We start from the raw sequence: 15,620 nt of genomic DNA, 5'->3' as shown, positions 1-15,620 counted from the left end.
ACCACTCTAACGGGCGGCCAGCCGCGCGAGCTGGCGTCGGGCCAGCGATAAGGAATGCAGACCTAAACTGGAGGGATGAAGAACCGCAGGCGAGCCACGCCCTCGGCGACCTCGCTCGAGGCGGCACCGGGAGACGACGAGACTGCTCGCATGAAGCAGTACGTCATCACGATGGCGATCCGCCTTGCCTGCCTCATCCTCGCCGTCGTGATCCAGCCGTTCGGCTGGTACACGTTCGTGTTCGGCGCGGGCTTCGTCTTCCTGCCGTGGTTTGCCGTGATGTTCGCGAACCAGGTCGGCCGCTCCGGCGGCGCGAGCGCCGAGCGCCCCGAGCTCTCGCTCGAGCGCACCGCGCCCGCGGGCGACGCCCCCGACGACGACGCGGTCATCCAGATCAGCGAGACATCGAAAGACGACCCCCAGGCATGATTTTCGGCTTCTCCCCCGATTCACCGCAGTGCTCGCGCGCCGGCTGCACGGCCGACGCGCGATCGAGCGTCGTGTGGCGCAACCCGCGGATCCACGGGCCGGAGCGCCGCAAGGTCTGGCTCGCGTGCGATGAGCACGCCCCGTACCTGCGCGAATTCCTCACCTCGCGCGCCTTCCCCGTCACGGTCGTCGACGGCGTCGTCGACGGATCCGGTATCGAGCTTCCGGAGGTGAGCGCCTGATGCGCGCGTCGCGGATCCGCCGCTGGTCGGGCTATGTCGTCTTCGCGATCCTGTTCGCGGTCGCCTGCGCGTTCCTCGCGAATTGGCAGTTCTCGCGAAACGAGCAGCGCTCGCACGCGAACGCCCTCATCGCCGACAACTACAACGCGGCTGTCGTGCCGCTCGCCGACCTCATCGAGGGCACGAGCGGCTTCGACGCCGACGACGAGTGGCGCCCCGTCGAGCTCACGGGCGAGTACCTCGCCGACGAGCAGATCCTCGCGCGCAACCGCTCGCAGGGCGGCGTCAGCGCCTACGAGGCGCTCGTGCCGTTCCAGCTCGACGACGGCCGCATCATCATCGTCGACCGCGGCTGGGTCTCGCCCGGCATCTCGGCCGAGCGTCCCGACGCCGTCCCGGCGGTGCCGACGGGCGAGATCACCGTCGTCGCGCGCCTGCGCCCCAGCGAGGCGCTCCCCCGATCGGGCCGCACGGCGCCCGAGGGGCAGGTTCCGACGATCCACGTGCCCTCGATCGCGGAGATCGTCGGCGGCGAGACGATCTCCGACGTCTACGCGCTCATGGACAGCGAGGATCCCGCCGCGGCCGAACGCCCGTTCGCGATCGACGAGCCGGAACAGGATCCGGGCCCGCACCTGTCGTACGCGGTGCAGTGGATCCTGTTCGCGGTCATGGGCTTCGTCTTCATCGGGTACATGATCCGCACCGAGATCCGCGCGGGCCGCGAGGAGACCGAGGATCCGGACGAGGACGACGACCTCGACGATCTCGACGAGACGCCGCGCCCCCGCAAGCCGAAGAAGAAGCGCGAGAAGCGCCGCGACGAGGACATGGAGGTCGAGGACGCCCTCCTCGACGCCCTCTAAGCTGAGGTTCCGGGGCGCGTGCGCCGCAAGGCGGAGGAACGCAGGCGCACGATGGTGCGTCGAGTGACCGACAACGCGGCGGAGTGCGTGTCCCGGGACCTCAGGCGAGAGTGATCAGGTCCAAGTAGGACTTATTCCAGATGTCCTCGACGCCGTCGGGCAGCATCAGCACGCGCTCGGGGTTGAGCGCCTCGACGGCGCCCTCGTCGTGGGAGACGAGCACGACGGCGCCCTCGTAGTGCGCGAGCGCGCCGAGGATCTCCTCGCGGCTGGCGGGGTCGAGGTTGTTGGTGGGCTCGTCGAGGAGCAGCACGTTGGCGCTCGAGACGACGAGGGTCGCGAGCGAGAGGCGGGTCTTCTCGCCACCCGAGAGCACGCCGGCGGGCTTCAGCACGTCGTCGCCCGTGAACAGGAACGATCCGAGCACGCGTCGCGCCTCGGTCTCGTTGAGGTGCGGCGACGCCGACATCATGTTCTCGAGCACGCTGCGCTTCACGTCGAGGTTCTCGTGTTCCTGCGCGTAGTAGCCGATCTTGAGGCCGTGGCCGGGCTCGATCTGGCCGGTGTCGCTCTCGTCGACGCCCGCGAGGATGCGCAGGAGCGTCGTCTTTCCGGCGCCGTTGAGGCCGAGCACGACGACCTTGGATCCGCGGTCGATCGCGAGGTCGACGCCGGCGAAGATCTCGAGGGCGCCGTACGACTTTGACAGCGAGCTCGCCATGAGCGGTGTCTTGCCGCACGCGGCCGGCTTCGGGAAGCGGATCGCGGCGACGCGGTCCTCCTGGCGCACCTCTTCGAGGCCCGCGAGGAGCTTGTCGGCGCGCGCGACCATCTGGTGCGCGGCGGCGGCCTTCGACGCCTTGGCGCCGAAGCGGGCGGCCTGCTGGCGCAGCACGGAGGCCTTCTTCTCGGCGCCGGCGCGCTCCTTCTTGCGGCGCTCCTCGTCGGCGACGCGCTGGCGCTGGTAGTGCTTCCAGCCCATGTTGTAGATATCGATGACCTGGCGGTTCGCGTCGAGGTAGAACACGCGGTTGACGGTCTCGCCGACGAGCTCGACGTCGTGGCTGATGACGATGAGGCCGCCGCGGTACGACTTGAGGAAGTCGCGCAGCCACACGACGCTATCGGCGTCGAGGTGGTTGGTGGGCTCGTCGAGGATCATGGTGTCGGCGTCGCTGAAGAGGATGCGCGCGAGCTCGATGCGGCGGCGCTGTCCACCCGAGAGGGTCTTGAGCGGCTGGTCGAGGATCCGGTCGGGAAGCGAGAGGTTGTTCGCGATGACGGCGGCCTCGGACTCGGCCGTGTAGCCGCCGATGGCCTCGAAGCGCTCGGTGAGGCGGCCGAAGCGGCGCATCGCCTTCTCGGCGACGTTCGGATCGGTGCTGCTCATCTCCTCGGTCGCCTTCGCGATGCCGGCCTGCAGGTCGCCGAGGCCGCGGGCGTTGAGGATGCGCGTGCGCGCGAGCTCCTCGGGGTCGCCCGATCGCGGATCCTGCGGGAGGTAGCCGAGCTCGCCCGACATCTTCACGGATCCGTCGGCGGGGACGAGGTCGCCCGACAGCACGCGGGTGAGCGTCGTCTTTCCGGCGCCGTTGCGCCCCACCAGGCCCACCTTGTCGCCGGCGGCAACGCGGAAGTTCACGCCGCTCATCAGCTGGCGTGCACCGACGCGGATCTCGAGGTCACTGACGGCAAGCACGGAGGGGTCACCTGTTCTTCGCGGGAGGAATGTCGGCCCGGAGCGGGCCAGCCTCCCAGTATAGGGAGGCTCAGCCGTGCAAACGGTCTACGCGAAGTACAGGTGCGCGTGGGTGCGGCATCCCTCGTTGAACGCGCCGCCGCAGAATCCGCAGGCCGACGTCGCGCGGTACTCAGCGATCGACGTCTCGCGGTCGCAGCGCCCGCAGAGCAGGGCGCGCTCGTCGCCGGATCCTTCGGGCCAGACCTCGCCCGCGTGCCCCGCGGCCTCGTCGTGGCAGTCGCGGCAGGGATACCACTCGTGGCAGCAAGGAAAGAGGATCGCGAGCACGTCGTCCGGGCCGTGCCAGTGCGCGCAGCGGGTCTCATCGTCGACGACGCGTCCGCGGACCTCGTGCTCGCGGATCACGCGATGCCCCGCGCCGTCATGGCGTCGCCGACGTCGTCGGCGTAGCGGAGCGCGGCGACAAGCAGCGTCACGATCCAGCGCACCCCGAGCCGCACTCCTCTGGCGCGCTGTGCCTCGCGGATCTGCGCCGCGAGCTGCGCGATTACGGGGATGATCGCGATCGTGAGCGCGATCGTGAAGGCGACCCGCGACGGATCCACGCGGATCCAGCGCAGCGGCGCGAGGCCGGCCTCGATCGCGTCGAGCATCTCGCCCGTCGGCGTCGTGAGGGTCACGGCCGCCGCGATGAGGATGATGCCGATGATGCGCGCCGTGCCGGTGATGGCGTCGGCCCAGCCGAGGAAGATCGCCTGCATGGCGACGAGGAGCACGACGAGCCACTTCACCTGCCACACCTGGCGGGCCCACTCGGCGATGCCAATGCCGCCGGCGGCGTAGACGAGGAGCGTTGCGGCGAGGACCGCCGCCGCGCCCACGGGCTCCCGCGCCACGATCGCGCAGGCGATCGAGAGCACGAGGAGCCCCGCGAGCTTCCACCCCGCCGGCACGCGATGCAGCACCGTGCGGCGGGCGAGCACGATCGGGATCACGCGAACGCCGCCCGGTACGTGTCGATGACCTCGGCGGGTTCGCCGACCTGCGCGAGCCGCCCCGCGTCGAAGCGCAGCGCGACGTCGCAGCGGGCGGCGAGCTCGAGATCGTGGGTCACGATGACGACCTGTTCGGCGGCCCCGCCGGTCAGCAGCTCGCCGATCATGCGGGTGTTGCCGAGGTCGAGAAGCGTCGTGGGCTCGTCGGCGACGAGCACGCGCGGCCGGCGCACGAGCACGGCCGCGAGCGCGAGGAGCTGCTTTTGGCCGCCCGAGAGGCTATACGCCGGCTGGTGCGCGTGGTCGCCGAGGCCGCGCGCGGCGAGCTCGTCGAGCGCGCGCGCCTTGCGTTCGCCCCGCGGCACGCCCGCGGCCTTGAGCGAGAGCTCGATGTCTTCGACCGGCGTCGGCAGGAGGATCTGCGCGCCGGGGTTCGAGAAGAGGAAGCCGACGGCGTCGCGCGCGGCCTTCTTGTCGCGAGCAACGTCGATGCCCGCAACTTCGATGGATCCCTCGCTCGGCGCAACGAGGCCGTTGAGCGTGCGCGCGAACGTCGACTTGCCGGATCCGTTGGCCCCGATCACCGCGATCCGCGGCTGGTCGAGGCTCACGTCGACGCCCTCGAGGATGCGGGCGCCGTCGATCGAGACGCCGAGCCCCGTCGCGCGGATCATGCGGCCGGCCGCCTCGCGAGGCGCGCGCTCACGCGGGCACGCTCGCGGGAGCCGTGCGCGCCGCGCGGATCTTCGCCGGGAACGCCGGCGGATAGGCGCGATACAGCGTGACGGCGATGATCGTCGTGAGGACCGCCTTGATGAGGTCGCCCGGAAGGAACGCGACGGCCGAGATCGCGGAGTCGGAGAGCGCGAGCCCCGTCGCGATCGAGACCCCGGGGATCCCGAACGCGTAGATGCAGACGATGCCGCCGACGACCGACGCGAGGGCGACCCGCCAGGCCGAGAGCCGGCGCGCGCCCGCGTGGGCAATGAGGCCCGCGACGATCGTGCCGGGGAGCCAGCCGATGAGGTATCCGGCGGTCGGGCCCACGAAGGCGCCGAGGCCGCCACGCCCGCCCGCGAGCACCGGCAGGCCGATGGCGACGAGCGCGAAGAGGACGAGGATCGCCGCTCCCCCGCGCTTCGGGCCGAGGACGACGCCGGCGAGCATGACGCCGAGCGTCTGCGCGGTGATCGGCACGAGGCCGGGCACCGGAATCGGACCGATGGCGCCGAGCACCACGATAAGCGCCGTAAACACGGCGACGCGTGCGATGTCACGCGCCTCCCACACATCACGCATTCTGAATCCTTTCCTGAACAGTGTTCACTGAACGGTGTTCAAGTATACTCATGGCATGCGCGGATCCGGACACAGCGTCGACTCGATCGTCGACGCCGCCCTCTCGTTGCTCGACGAGATCGGCCTGCCGGACCTCTCGATGCGCCGCGTGGCGGGCGCCCTCGGGGTGCAGCCGAGCGCGCTCTACTGGCACGTCGAAAACAAGCAGACCCTGCTCGCGGCCCTCGCCGACCGCATCGTCGGCGAGGCGGCCGCCGGGGCGTCGGTCCCCGATGCGGCCCGCGCGCTCCGCGCCGCGCTCCTCGCGCACCGCGACGGCGCCGAGGTCGTCGTGTCGACGGCCGCGCTCGGCCTCGGATCCGGATCCCTCGAGGGCCGGCTCCGCGACGCGTACGCGGCCGCCGGATCCGCCGACGCGGCCCGCGACGCCACCGTGCTCGCGCAGTTCCTGCTCGGCCACTGCTACCTCGTGCAGCAGCGCATGCAGGCCGCCGCGATCGGCGCCTATGACGCGACGCCCGGCGAGGTCGCCGCCTCCACCGAGGCCGACTTCGAGGCGGGGCTCGCGGCCCTCACGGGTGCGCCGTAACGCGCGCCGTCAGCGCCCCATCTCGCCGGCGTGACCGAGGCGGAGGCCGGGGATAAGCGCCACGAGCGCGATGATGAGGCCGAGGCCGAAGACCGCCGGGAACGCCCATGCCGCGGGCGCCGCGACGAACACGAGGCCCATGACGGCCATCGAGCTCGACGTTCCCACGCCGTCGGAGATCTGCAGGGCCGACGAATTGAAGCCCTGGTTGCGCGTGGTCGAGTACGCGAGCGACAGCACCGTCGTGCGCGGGTAGAGCATTCCCATGCCGAGGGATCCGAAGCCCCAGAACACGATCGGGATCCACGCCGGCAGGTCGAGCCACACCGACAGCGCGAGTGTCGAGACCGCGAGCGCGAGGAGCCCCGCGCCGCCGACGGCGAGGCGCGCGTTGCCGATGCGGGCGCCCCAGCGGCCCGAGGTCTCGGATCCGATCGCCCACGTGATCGCGCCGACCGTCAGGCCGAGGCCCGCCCACGTCGGCGAGAAGCCGTAGTGCTGCTGCAGCAGGTATGGCAGGTAGATCTCGGATCCGAAACACGCGCCCGCGATGAGCCCGCGGGTGAGGATCACGCTCGGCAGCCCGCGCCGGGCGACGAACGTGCCGCGCGGCACGAGCGGCCGCATCGCGAAGAGCACGACGACGAAGCCACCCGCCGCGAGCAGGATCGACGAGGTCGTGCCGCCCGGCGCCTCCCCCGCGAGGCTCACGGCGAGGAGGCCAATCGCGACGACAACGGCGAGGCCGAGGCGGCCCGCGACGGGCGAGGTGTCGGGGTGCGGGGCCGTGAGGTCGAGCTTCCGCAGGCGCGCGGCCAGCATCGCGAACGCGCCGGCCGCCAGCGCCGCGACGCCCGCGAACACCCAGCGCCAGTGCAGGAACTCGGTCACGGCGCCCGCGCCCGCGGGGCCGACAAGCGAGGGAACGACCCACGCCGCGGCGAACGACGCCATCACGCGGCCATGCAGGTTCGGCGGGTAGACGCGCGCGACGATCACGTACAGCGCGACGACGAGGCCGCCGGACCCGAGGCCCATCACGAGGCGGCCGAGCACCAGCACGAGCATTGAGGGGGCGAGCGCGCACACGACGAGCCCCGCCGCGAACCCGATCACTGCCGCCCACATCACCTGCGCGGGGCTCTTCCGGTCGCTCCACGCGCCGGCGGCGACCATGCCGATGATGCTCGTCGCGAAGGATCCGCTGAACGCAACCGCGTAGAGCTCGGCACCGCCGAGATCGGCTGCGACGGTCGGCATGACCGTCGTCACGGCGAGCGATTGCATCGCCGCGAGGAAGATCAGCGCGACGGCGCCGACGGTCGTGAGCAGGTAGGGGCGGCGCCAGATGCCCGCGCCGACGGGCGGCTGCATCGGGATCGCGCCGGAGTAACTCGCCGGGTCTGCGTGCGTCATAGCGCGCGTCCCGATTCAGGGGAGATCGTCACCGATAGATCCTATGTCCCCCGGATGCGCAAACGCCCCGCACGTTCGCGAACGTGCGGGGCGTGAAGCGTGGGTGGATCAGATGGCGAAGCCGAGGGCTCGCATCTGGTCGCGTCCGTCGTCGGTGATGCGCTCGGGGCCCCACGGCGGCATCCACACCCAGTTGATGCGGAACTGCTCGACGACGCCATCGAGCGACTGAGCCGTCTGCTCCTCGAGCACGTCGGTCAGGGGGCAGCCGGCGCTCGTCAGCGTCATGTGAATGACGAGAGCGTCGTTCTCGTCATCCCAGGCGAGGTCGTAGATGAGGCCCAGGTCGACGACATTGACCCCGAGTTCGGGATCCATGACGTCCTTGAGCGCCTCGGTGACCTCGTCGTACTTCTCGGGCGAGAGGGTGGCGGTCATAAGGCTTACCTTAATCCCGTTCAGCCCTCGAGGGGCGCGCCCTCGGGGAGGTAGGCCGCGTAGCCCTCGTTCTCGAGGCGCTCGGCGAGCTCGGGGCCGCCCTCCTCGGCGATCTTGCCCTTGACCATGACGTGCACGAACTGGGGCTTGATGTAGCGCAGGATGCGCGTGTAGTGCGTGATGAGCAGAACGCCGAGGCCGGTGTTCTCCTTCGCGCGGTTCACGCCCTCCGACACGATCTTGAGCGCGTCGACGTCGAGGCCGGAGTCGGTCTCGTCGAGGATGGCGATCTGGGGCTTCAGGAGCTCGAGCTGCAGGATCTCGTGGCGCTTCTTCTCGCCACCCGAGAAGCCCTCGTTGACGTTGCGCTGCGCGAACTTCGGGTCCATGCGGAGGTTCGCCATGCCCTCCTTGACGTCCTTCGTCCACGTGCGGATCGAGGGCGCCTCGCCGTCGATCGCCGTCTTCGCGGTGCGGAGGAAGTTCGTGACGGTCACGCCGGGGATCTCGACGGGGTACTGCATCGCGAGGAACAGGCCCGCGCGCGCACGCTCGTCGACGCTCATCTCGAGCACGTCTTCGCCGTCGAGCGTGATCGTGCCGCCCGTGACGGTGTACTTCGGGTGACCCGCAATCGTCGACGCGAGCGTCGACTTACCGGATCCGTTCGGACCCATGATCGCGTGCGTCTCGTCGCTGTTGATGGTGAGGTTCACGCCGTTGAGGATGGGCGTCGTGCCCTCGTCCGTCTCGACGGTGACGTGCAGGTCTCGGATTTCGAGGACAGCCATGTCAGTTTTCCTTCTTCACATTGATGTCGATGAGCACGTCGTCGCCGTCGATCTGGACGGCGTAGACCGGGACGGGCTCGTAAGCAGGGAGGTTCAGGGGCTTGCCGGTGCGAAGCGAGAATGCGGATCCGTGTGCCCAGCATTCGAGCGTGTCGCCCTCGACGAAGCCCTCGGAGAGGGAGATCTCGCCGTGCGTGCAGGTGTCGCCAATGGCGTGCACTTCACCGTTCGAGTCGAGCACGACGGCGATGGGGACGCCGCCAACCTCGACGCGGCGCGCCTCGTCCTGAACGAGCTCGCTCAGGCCGCATACGCGCTCGGCGCTCACGCCGTGACTCCTACGGCAACGCCGGTCGCGATCTCGCGCTCGATCTCGGCGAGGAGCGCTTCCTGCAGCTCCGGAACCTGGATCTTCTGCGGGATCTCGGAGAGGAAGCCGAGCACGATCAGGCGGCGGGCCTCGAGCTCGCCGATGCCGCGGGCCTGCAGGTAGAACAGCTGCTCGTCGTCGAAGCGACCGGTCGCCGACGCGTGTCCGGCGCCCTTGATGTCGCCGGTCTTGATCTCGAGGTTCGGGATCGAGTCGGCGCGGGCGCCGTTCGTGAGCAGCAGGTTGCGGTTCGCCTCGTACGAGTCGGTTCCGGTCGCGCCGGCACCGATGAGCACGTCACCGATCCAGACGGCGCGGGCGGTCTTGCCCTGGAGCGCGGTCTTGTAGAGCACGTCACCCGTCGTCTCGGGGCCGTTGTGGTGCATGTACACCTGGCTCTCGAGGTGCTGGCCGTCGTCGGCGTACGAGAGGCCGTACATCTGGCCCTCCGCGCCCTGACCGGTCAGGTCGAGGTTCGGGTTGACGCGCACGACGCCGCCGCCGAAGCTCACGACGAAGTGCGTGAGCTTGGCGTCGCGGCCGACCGTCGCCTGGTGGGCCGAGGCGTGGACGGCCTCGTCGTCCCACTTCTGCAGCGCGATGACCGTGAGGTCGGCGCCGTCGCGCACGAGGATCTCGAGGTTCTGGTTGTACTGCGCCGCACCGGTGTGCTGCAGCACGACGATCGCCTTGCTCATCGCGCCGGCCTCGATGACGATGTGACCGTCGGCGCGCTTGTCGGCGCCCTGACCCTCGATGTCGAGAACGATCGGAGCCTCGAGCTCGTCCTCGCGCGGGATGCTGATGTGCATCGCCTCGGCCGAGCCCTGCCATGCGAGCGCGCCCGTGATGTCTTCGGGAACGAAGAACTCACCGCGCGGCGCGTCGCCGACCTTGAGGCTGGGGGCGAGGAATTCCTCGCCCGACGAGAACGAATAGCTCACGCCGTCGTTCGCGGTCGCCGGGGCGAACAGCGGGGCGATGCGCGCCATGGGCGTGTGCTTCCAGTTCACCTCGCGACCCGTGGGGGTGCCGAAGTCGGCGGGCTCGAACGAGCGCGGGCGCTCGGAACGGGTCTGCACGGGGACGAAGGCGCCGTCGGTGAGGGCGCGAGCCGGGTCCTCGTGAGTCTGCACAGTCGTCATGCTTAGCCGACCGATCCTTCCATGCCCATCTCGATGAGCTTGTTGAGTTCCAGCGCGTATTCCATCGGCAGCTCGCGAGCGATCGGCTCGATGAAGCCGCGCACGATCATCGCCATGGCCTCGGTCTCCTCGAGACCGCGGCTCATGAGGTAGAACAGCTGCTCTTCGCTGACCTTCGACACGGTCGCCTCGTGGCCGAGCACGACGTCGTCGACGCGGATGTCGATCGCCGGGTAGGTGTCGGAACGCGACTGCGTGTCGACCAGCAGGGCGTCACAGATCACGGAGTTCGACGAGTGGTGGGCCTTCTCGTCGACGCGCACCTCGCCGCGGTAACCCGCGCGGCCGCCGCCGCGGGCGATCGACTTCGAGACGATCGACGACTGCGTGTAGGGCGCCATGTGGATCATCTTCGCGCCGGCGTCCTGGTGCTGGCCAGGGCCCGCGAAGGCGACTGAGAGCGTCTCGCCCTTGGCGTGCTCGCCCATGAGGAAGATCGACGGGTATTTCATCGTGACCTTCGAGCCGATGTTGCCGTCGACCCACTCCATGGTCGCGCCCTCTTCCGCGATGGCGCGCTTGGTAACGAGGTTGTAGACGTTGTTCGACCAGTTCTGGATCGTCGTGTAGCGAACGCGGGCGTTCTTCTTCACGATGATCTCGACGACGGCCGAGTGCAGCGAGTCCGACTTGTAGATCGGCGCCGTGCAACCCTCGATGTAGTGCACGTAGCTGCCCTCATCGGCGATGATGAGCGTGCGCTCGAACTGGCCCATGTTCTCCGTGTTGATACGGAAGTAGGCCTGGAGCGGAATCTCGACGTGCACGCCCTTCGGGACGTAGACGAAGGATCCACCCGACCACACGGCCGTGTTCAGCGCGGCGAACTTGTTGTCGCCCGCCGGGATCACGGTGCCGAAGTACTCCTCGAAGAACTCGGGGTGCTCGCGGAGCGCCGTGTCGGTGTCCATGAAGATGACGCCCTGTGCCTCGAGGTCCTCGCGGATCTGGTGGTACACGACCTCCGACTCGTACTGCGCGGCGACGCCGGCGACGAGGCGCTGACGCTCCGCCTCCGGGATGCCGAGACGCTCGTACGTCTCCTTGATGTCCTCGGGGAGCTCTTCCCAGCTCTCGGCCTGCTTCTCGGTCGAGCGCACGAAGTACTTAATGTTGTCGAAGTCGATGGCGCTGAGGTCGGCACCCCACGTCGGCATCGGCTTCTTCTCGAAGAGGCTCAGGCCCTTGAGGCGGGTCTTGAGCATCCACTCGGGTTCGCTCTTCAGCCCCGAGATGTCGCGGACGACGGCTTCGCTCAGGCCGCGCTGTGCGCTCGCGCCGGCGGCGTCGGAGTCGTGCCAGCCGAACTCATACACCCCCAGCCCTTCGAGCTCTGGGCGATCGATCAACACATCAGACATGTCGGCTCACACTCTCCTTCAGTGGGTCCCGAACAGTATTAGCTGTTCCGCCGCATCGGAGTGGACGCGGTGTGGGTGGACCCTCATTTTCGACGCAGGCCCTGCGCCTAGACTTGTTGTCGGATCCGGTGCGCTTTCGCGCGCCTTCTCCTTCATCGCTCAATTCTACAGGTCTCCCCCTGGGGCGCGCCCGGCGCGCGCGGAGCTCCCAGGGCAGGTTCAGGAGCATTACGTATGACCATCTCCCCCGCACTCAGGGTTTTCGCCTGGCTTTCGTTCCTCGCGGAGGTGATCATCATCGGTACGGGTGGCGCCGTGCGCCTCACCGGATCCGGACTCGGCTGCGACCAGTGGCCGCTCTGCACCCCCGAGTCGCTCATCCCGACCCAGGAGCTCGGGATCCACGGGCTGATCGAGTTCGGTAACCGCACCATGACGGGTGCGGTCGGGATCATCGCCCTGCTCGTGCTCCTGTTCGCCCTCGCCGCCGCGGGCGGCCGACGCGCCGTCATCCCGGCCGTCATCTTCGCCGTCGGCGGCGTCGTCGTCGCGGCCGCCTCGTACATGATCTTCAGCGCGCTCGGCCTCGGGTCCGTCGGCACCGTCGTGATGTCGGTCGTCCTGCTCCTGGCGGTTATCGTCGGCGCCGTCTTCTCGCTTATCACGACCCCCGTGCGCCGCGACCTGCTGACGCTCGCGTGGATCGTGCTCGCCGGCGTCATGGCACAGGCCGTTGTGGGTGGCAGCGCCGTCCTCACGGGCCTCAACCCCTTCATCGTCGGCTTCCACTACGCCTCGTCGCTCGCGCTCGTCTGCGTGACCGCCGCCTTCATCGTCCGGATGAGCGCGGTGCCCGGCCCGCGCGAGCTCGCGACGCCGAAGTGGTACATGATCCTGACGCACGTCACGTCGCTCGTGCTCGCCATCACGATCGCCTTCGGCGTGCTGACGACGGCCAGCGGCCCGCACTCGGGCGACGCGAACGTGCAGCGCAACGGCTTCGACGCCTCGTTCCTCGCCCACGTGCACTCGTGGCCGGGCTACACGCTCTTCGCGCTCGCGATGGTGCTCGTCGTCACGGCGTGGCTGAAGAACCTGCCGACGCGCCCCTGGGCGACGACCTTCATCGGCGTTCTCGTCGTGCAGATTATCGTCGGCGTGATCCAGGCCCGCGACGCCCTGCCGCCGCTGCTTGTCGGCATCCACATGGTGCTCGCGGCGCTCTCCGCCGCGGCCTTCGTGGTGATGGTCTTCCGCCTGAAGCGCCCGGTGACCGCGTAAGCCTCAGCGGCACCCTGTCGTCGCGTCGACCAGATCCTGGGTCGGCGCGACGCCGTCGTAATAAAAGTTGACGCCGTTGCCCCACGAGTCGGTGTAGCCCATGCCGATGGCCCACGCGGTCGCCATCAGCTCGGCGTCGCCCTCGAAGGTGTCGACCAGCATGTCCTGGCACTTCGCCGTGATGACGTGGCCCGATTCGTGGGCGACGAGCGACTCGTAGCGCGAGTCGGGCCAGTTCGCCGCGACCGAGTTCGAGAGCTCCATCGTCGCGGATCCGCCGTCGAGGTACTGCCACGTCACGCGACCGCCGGCGGAGTCGCCGTCGCCCAGGCCGTTGACGATCGGCGCCCAGTCGAAGTCGACGCGCACGCCGCCCGTGATCGAGCGCACGAACTCTTCGACCTCCAGGCGCGCGTCGATGAGGCCGTCGCCCTGATCCTTCTCGGCCATCTCGTCGGCCTGCGACTGCTCGACGGCCTGGGCCGCCTCGGCGTAGGCAGTGACGTAGTACTCGACGCTGTCGTCGCTCGTCGCGGCGGCGTCGGCGGCGTAGTGCAGGCGGATCCGCGACTGCGCCGTCGACGAGATGTTCGCCTCCTCGACCGCGGCGGCCGCGTCCGGGATCGACGCGCGCACGGCCTCGGCCGCCGACTCGAGCCCGGGAGTGAGCTCGGCGACGCGGGCCTCGACGTCGTCGTACTGCCCCGCCGCCCGCTCGTACTCGCCCGCGAGCGCGTCGAGCTCATCGGCGGCGTCAATCAGCTCGTCCGTCGTCTGCGGGTTCGGGAGCGCAAGGTGCGCGACCACCGGATCCGGAACGTCGTCGTAGGCGGCCTCGATATCGCTCGCCGCGCCCTTCACCTCGGTCACGAGATCCGCGTCGAGATACGGCAGCGCCGCGTCGGGCGTCACGGCGGCGGCAACCGTCAGGGCGTCCTGCGCCCGCGCGTCGGCCGCGTCCCAGCCGGTCTGCTCGGCCTGCAGCCCCTCGCGGGCCTCCTGCCACGCGGCCTGGGCCTCCGCGTAGCGATCCTCAGCGCTGCGGTGCTCGAGCGCCGGGAACACGACGAACGCCGCGGCCGCTCCCCCGGCGAGCACGATGCCGCCGGTCACGGCCCACGGGATCCAGCGCCCGCGGCGCGCGCTCACGCGGCCTCCGTGCGGGCGAGGCGGCGGCGCTTGCCGAGGTCGGCGAACGCGACCGCGAGCGACGCCGCGAGGAAGAGCACGACGGCGAGCAGCCCGATGGCGTACGCGTCGTTGTAAACGTCGGTGTGCGAGGCGCCGCTGCCCGCGCGCGAGATCGTCGCGTAAAACAGGCTCAGCGAGATCGCCGCCCCGATCGCGTTGCCGACGCGCTGGCCGAGCTGGCCGACGGATCCGGCGAGCCCGCCCTCGGACGGCGGGATCTCGGCGAGGGTGAGGGTCTGGTTCGGCGAGATGACGCAGCCGCCGCCGAGGCCGCCGACCGCCATGATGCCGGCCATGACCCACGGGGTCGCGGCCTGCGGCACGTAGTGGGCGGCCGCGATGAGCGCGATCACCGAGACGAGCACGAGCGCGAGGCCGAAGATGACGAGCGAGCGCCCGAAGCGCGCGACGAGCTTGCCGCTCACCCACGACGAGTAGGCGCTCAGCAGCGCGAAGCCGATCGTAACGGCGCCGGCGACGAGCGCCGACAGCCCCAGGCCCTGCTGCAGGTACAGCGCCGTCAGCAGGAACACGCAGGGCATTGCGGCGAAGTACAGTGCCTGCAGCATCGTGCCGTTGCGCCACGACCCGATCTTGAACAGGCCCATCGGCACGAGGGGCGCGCCGCCCCGCGAGGCGTAGTGGTTCTCCCACATCACGAAACCGACGATGACGATCGCGAACGGCACGAGCAGCCACCAGCGCTGGGGCGAGTCGTCCGGCGAGCCGGTCGTGAGCAGGAACGGGAACATCAGCGTCGCGACCGCGACGGCGAAGAGCACGAGGCCCACGGGATCCAGCGAGATCTTGGCGCCGTCGGGCCGGCGCACCTCGGGCAGTACCTTCCAGAGCACGGCGATCACGGCGATGCCGAGCGGCACGTTGAGCCAGAATATCCAGCGCCAGCCGTCCTCCGGCCCGCCGAGGGCGATCATGAGGCCGCCGAGCGTCGGCCCGAACGCCGTCGAGAGGCCGATGATCGCGCCGAAGAGGCCGAACGCCATGCCGCGCTCGCGCCCCGTAAAGATCTGCTGGATCGTACCCATCACCTGCGGCATCTGCACGCCGGCGGCGACGCCCTGCAGGAAGCGGGCGATGACGAGGACCCAGATGTTCGGGGCGAGGGCGCAGAGCGCGCTCGCGAGGGTGAAGCCGATGAGGCCCACGATCATGAGGGTGCGGCGCGAGCGCTGGTCGCCGATGCGGCCGAACGGCACGAGGGCCAGGCCGAAGGCGAGGATGTAGCCCGAGACGACGAGCTGCAGCTCGGTGGATCCGCCGCCGAGGGCCTCCTCGATCGAGGCGAGGCCGACGTTGACCTTGGAGATGTCCATGATCGTGAGCGCCGAGACGCTCACGCTCGCCCCGAAGGCACGCCACCTGGCCTTGTGGTCGAGGGTGATCGTGCGGGTAGGGGGCGGGGTTTCCGGGACGCTCACCCCCTC

The 15,620-nt window shown here is 69.8% G+C and carries 18 protein-coding genes; 5 read left to right on the top strand and 13 right to left on the bottom strand.

Translation table 11 applies throughout. From position 1 onward, the window contains the following. The first annotated feature begins 75 nt into the window (after positions 1–75). From DTO57_RS01655 to DTO57_RS01645, 3 genes are read left to right on the top strand one after another with little or no spacing between them, the layout of a single operon-like run. Positions 76–429 carry a DUF3099 domain-containing protein gene (locus tag DTO57_RS01655; RefSeq protein ID WP_114116488.1) on the top strand — a complete coding sequence of 118 codons (354 nt, stop codon included), beginning with the start codon at positions 76–78 and terminating at the stop codon, positions 427–429. Beyond that, positions 426–671: a hypothetical protein gene (locus DTO57_RS01650; protein ID WP_114116487.1), complete on the top strand. Its 246-nt coding sequence runs from the start codon at positions 426–428 to the stop codon at positions 669–671. Before DTO57_RS01655 ends, DTO57_RS01650 begins: the two co-directional genes overlap by 4 nt. After that, positions 671–1,537, top strand: a complete 867-nt coding sequence (locus tag DTO57_RS01645; protein WP_114116486.1) for an SURF1 family cytochrome oxidase biogenesis protein — start codon at positions 671–673, stop codon at positions 1,535–1,537. The genes DTO57_RS01650 and DTO57_RS01645 overlap by 1 nt, the downstream gene beginning before the upstream one ends. A 100-nt stretch (positions 1,538–1,637) precedes the next feature. Here DTO57_RS01645 and DTO57_RS01640 read toward each other — a convergent pair whose 3' ends face one another. The 5 genes from DTO57_RS01640 to DTO57_RS01620 all read right to left on the bottom strand — a co-directional run bounded on the left by DTO57_RS01640 (position 1,638) and on the right by DTO57_RS01620 (position 5,533). Continuing rightward, positions 1,638–3,236: an ABC-F family ATP-binding cassette domain-containing protein gene (locus DTO57_RS01640; RefSeq protein ID WP_114116485.1), complete on the bottom strand. Its 1,599-nt coding sequence runs from the start codon at positions 3,234–3,236 to the stop codon at positions 1,638–1,640. A gap of 87 nt (positions 3,237–3,323) precedes the next feature. After that, on the bottom strand, positions 3,324–3,644 hold the full coding sequence (locus DTO57_RS01635) for a CHY zinc finger protein (RefSeq protein ID WP_114116484.1): 321 nt from the start codon (positions 3,642–3,644) through the stop codon (positions 3,324–3,326). Next, positions 3,641–4,234: an energy-coupling factor transporter transmembrane component T family protein gene (locus DTO57_RS01630; RefSeq protein ID WP_162785617.1), complete on the bottom strand. Its 594-nt coding sequence runs from the start codon at positions 4,232–4,234 to the stop codon at positions 3,641–3,643. Before DTO57_RS01630 ends, DTO57_RS01635 begins: the two co-directional genes overlap by 4 nt. After that, on the bottom strand, positions 4,231–4,908 hold the full coding sequence (locus DTO57_RS01625) for an energy-coupling factor ABC transporter ATP-binding protein (protein WP_114116482.1): 678 nt from the start codon (positions 4,906–4,908) through the stop codon (positions 4,231–4,233). Before DTO57_RS01625 ends, DTO57_RS01630 begins: the two co-directional genes overlap by 4 nt. A gap of 28 nt (positions 4,909–4,936) precedes the next feature. Next, positions 4,937–5,533 carry a biotin transporter BioY gene (locus DTO57_RS01620; RefSeq protein WP_114116481.1) on the bottom strand — a complete coding sequence of 199 codons (597 nt, stop codon included), beginning with the start codon at positions 5,531–5,533 and terminating at the stop codon, positions 4,937–4,939. 55 nt (positions 5,534–5,588) lie between these two features. Between DTO57_RS01620 and DTO57_RS01615 the strand changes: the two genes are divergently transcribed. After that, a complete protein-coding gene (locus DTO57_RS01615) occupies positions 5,589–6,122 on the top strand; it encodes a TetR family transcriptional regulator (RefSeq protein WP_114116480.1) in 534 nt (177 codons plus the stop codon). Between the two features lie 9 nt (positions 6,123–6,131). On the opposite strand, the gene DTO57_RS01610 is transcribed toward DTO57_RS01615, so the two are convergent. The 6 genes from DTO57_RS01610 to sufB form a co-directional block, all read right to left on the bottom strand. Next, positions 6,132–7,538, bottom strand: a complete 1,407-nt coding sequence (locus DTO57_RS01610) for an MFS transporter (RefSeq protein ID WP_229730341.1) — start codon at positions 7,536–7,538, stop codon at positions 6,132–6,134. Between the two features lie 108 nt (positions 7,539–7,646). Continuing rightward, on the bottom strand, positions 7,647–7,976 hold the full coding sequence (locus tag DTO57_RS01605; RefSeq protein ID WP_114116479.1) for a metal-sulfur cluster assembly factor: 330 nt from the start codon (positions 7,974–7,976) through the stop codon (positions 7,647–7,649). 20 nt (positions 7,977–7,996) lie between these two features. Next, entirely contained in the window at positions 7,997–8,767 is a 771-nt protein-coding gene (gene sufC / locus DTO57_RS01600; protein ID WP_114116478.1) for a Fe-S cluster assembly ATPase SufC, read from the bottom strand. A gap of 1 nt (position 8,768) precedes the next feature. Further along, the gene (locus DTO57_RS01595; RefSeq protein WP_114116477.1) at positions 8,769–9,095 is read right to left on the bottom strand and encodes a non-heme iron oxygenase ferredoxin subunit; all 327 of its coding nucleotides are present in this window, start codon (positions 9,093–9,095) and stop codon (positions 8,769–8,771) included. Then, positions 9,092–10,282, bottom strand: a complete 1,191-nt coding sequence (gene sufD, locus DTO57_RS01590) for a Fe-S cluster assembly protein SufD (RefSeq protein WP_114116476.1) — start codon at positions 10,280–10,282, stop codon at positions 9,092–9,094. The genes DTO57_RS01595 and sufD overlap by 4 nt, the downstream gene beginning before the upstream one ends. 2 nt (positions 10,283–10,284) lie before the next feature. Continuing rightward, complete coding sequence (sufB, locus tag DTO57_RS01585) at positions 10,285–11,703, bottom strand: Fe-S cluster assembly protein SufB (RefSeq protein WP_114116475.1); 1,419 nt, start codon at positions 11,701–11,703, stop codon at positions 10,285–10,287. Between the two features lie 234 nt (positions 11,704–11,937). On the opposite strand from sufB, the gene DTO57_RS01580 reads away from it, so the two are divergent. After that, on the top strand, positions 11,938–12,984 hold the full coding sequence (locus DTO57_RS01580; protein WP_114116474.1) for a COX15/CtaA family protein: 1,047 nt from the start codon (positions 11,938–11,940) through the stop codon (positions 12,982–12,984). Positions 12,985–12,987: 3 nt separating this feature from the next. On the opposite strand, the gene DTO57_RS01575 is transcribed toward DTO57_RS01580, so the two are convergent. Beyond that, positions 12,988–14,133 (bottom strand): hypothetical protein, encoded by a 1,146-nt coding sequence (locus tag DTO57_RS01575; RefSeq protein WP_114116473.1) that lies wholly within the window; start codon positions 14,131–14,133, stop codon positions 12,988–12,990. Beyond that, positions 14,130–15,614, bottom strand: coding sequence for an MFS transporter (locus tag DTO57_RS01570; RefSeq protein WP_308420486.1), 1,485 nt, complete (start codon positions 15,612–15,614; stop codon positions 14,130–14,132). The genes DTO57_RS01575 and DTO57_RS01570 overlap by 4 nt, the downstream gene beginning before the upstream one ends. Between the last annotated feature and the right edge of the window lie 6 nt (positions 15,615–15,620).

It is taken from the genome of Microbacterium sorbitolivorans (genome assembly GCF_003327285.1).
In the GTDB taxonomy this organism is placed as follows: Bacteria; Actinomycetota; Actinomycetes; order Actinomycetales; family Microbacteriaceae; genus Microbacterium; species Microbacterium sorbitolivorans.
The sequence above is the reverse complement of the archived record's forward strand: the minus strand, read 5'-3'. Positions and strand labels throughout refer to the sequence as shown.

Coding starts and splice junctions, on each gene's coding strand:
- sufC (WP_114116478.1), bottom strand. CDS start 8,767: ATGGCTGTCCTCGAAATCCGAGACCTGCACGTCACCGTCGAGACGGAC.
- DTO57_RS01620 (WP_114116481.1), bottom strand. CDS start 5,533: ATGCGTGATGTGTGGGAGGCGCGTGACATCGCACGCGTCGCCGTGTTT.
- sufB (WP_114116475.1), bottom strand. CDS start 11,703: ATGTCTGATGTGTTGATCGATCGCCCAGAGCTCGAAGGGCTGGGGGTG.
- DTO57_RS01610 (WP_229730341.1), bottom strand. CDS start 7,538: ATGACGCACGCAGACCCGGCGAGTTACTCCGGCGCGATCCCGATGCAG.
- DTO57_RS01655 (WP_114116488.1), top strand. CDS start 76: ATGAAGAACCGCAGGCGAGCCACGCCCTCGGCGACCTCGCTCGAGGCG.
- DTO57_RS01580 (WP_114116474.1), top strand. CDS start 11,938: ATGACCATCTCCCCCGCACTCAGGGTTTTCGCCTGGCTTTCGTTCCTC.
- DTO57_RS01645 (WP_114116486.1), top strand. CDS start 671: ATGCGCGCGTCGCGGATCCGCCGCTGGTCGGGCTATGTCGTCTTCGCG.
- DTO57_RS01605 (WP_114116479.1), bottom strand. CDS start 7,976: ATGACCGCCACCCTCTCGCCCGAGAAGTACGACGAGGTCACCGAGGCG.
- DTO57_RS01615 (WP_114116480.1), top strand. CDS start 5,589: ATGCGCGGATCCGGACACAGCGTCGACTCGATCGTCGACGCCGCCCTC.
- DTO57_RS01650 (WP_114116487.1), top strand. CDS start 426: ATGATTTTCGGCTTCTCCCCCGATTCACCGCAGTGCTCGCGCGCCGGC.
- sufD (WP_114116476.1), bottom strand. CDS start 10,282: ATGACGACTGTGCAGACTCACGAGGACCCGGCTCGCGCCCTCACCGAC.
- DTO57_RS01625 (WP_114116482.1), bottom strand. CDS start 4,908: ATGATCCGCGCGACGGGGCTCGGCGTCTCGATCGACGGCGCCCGCATC.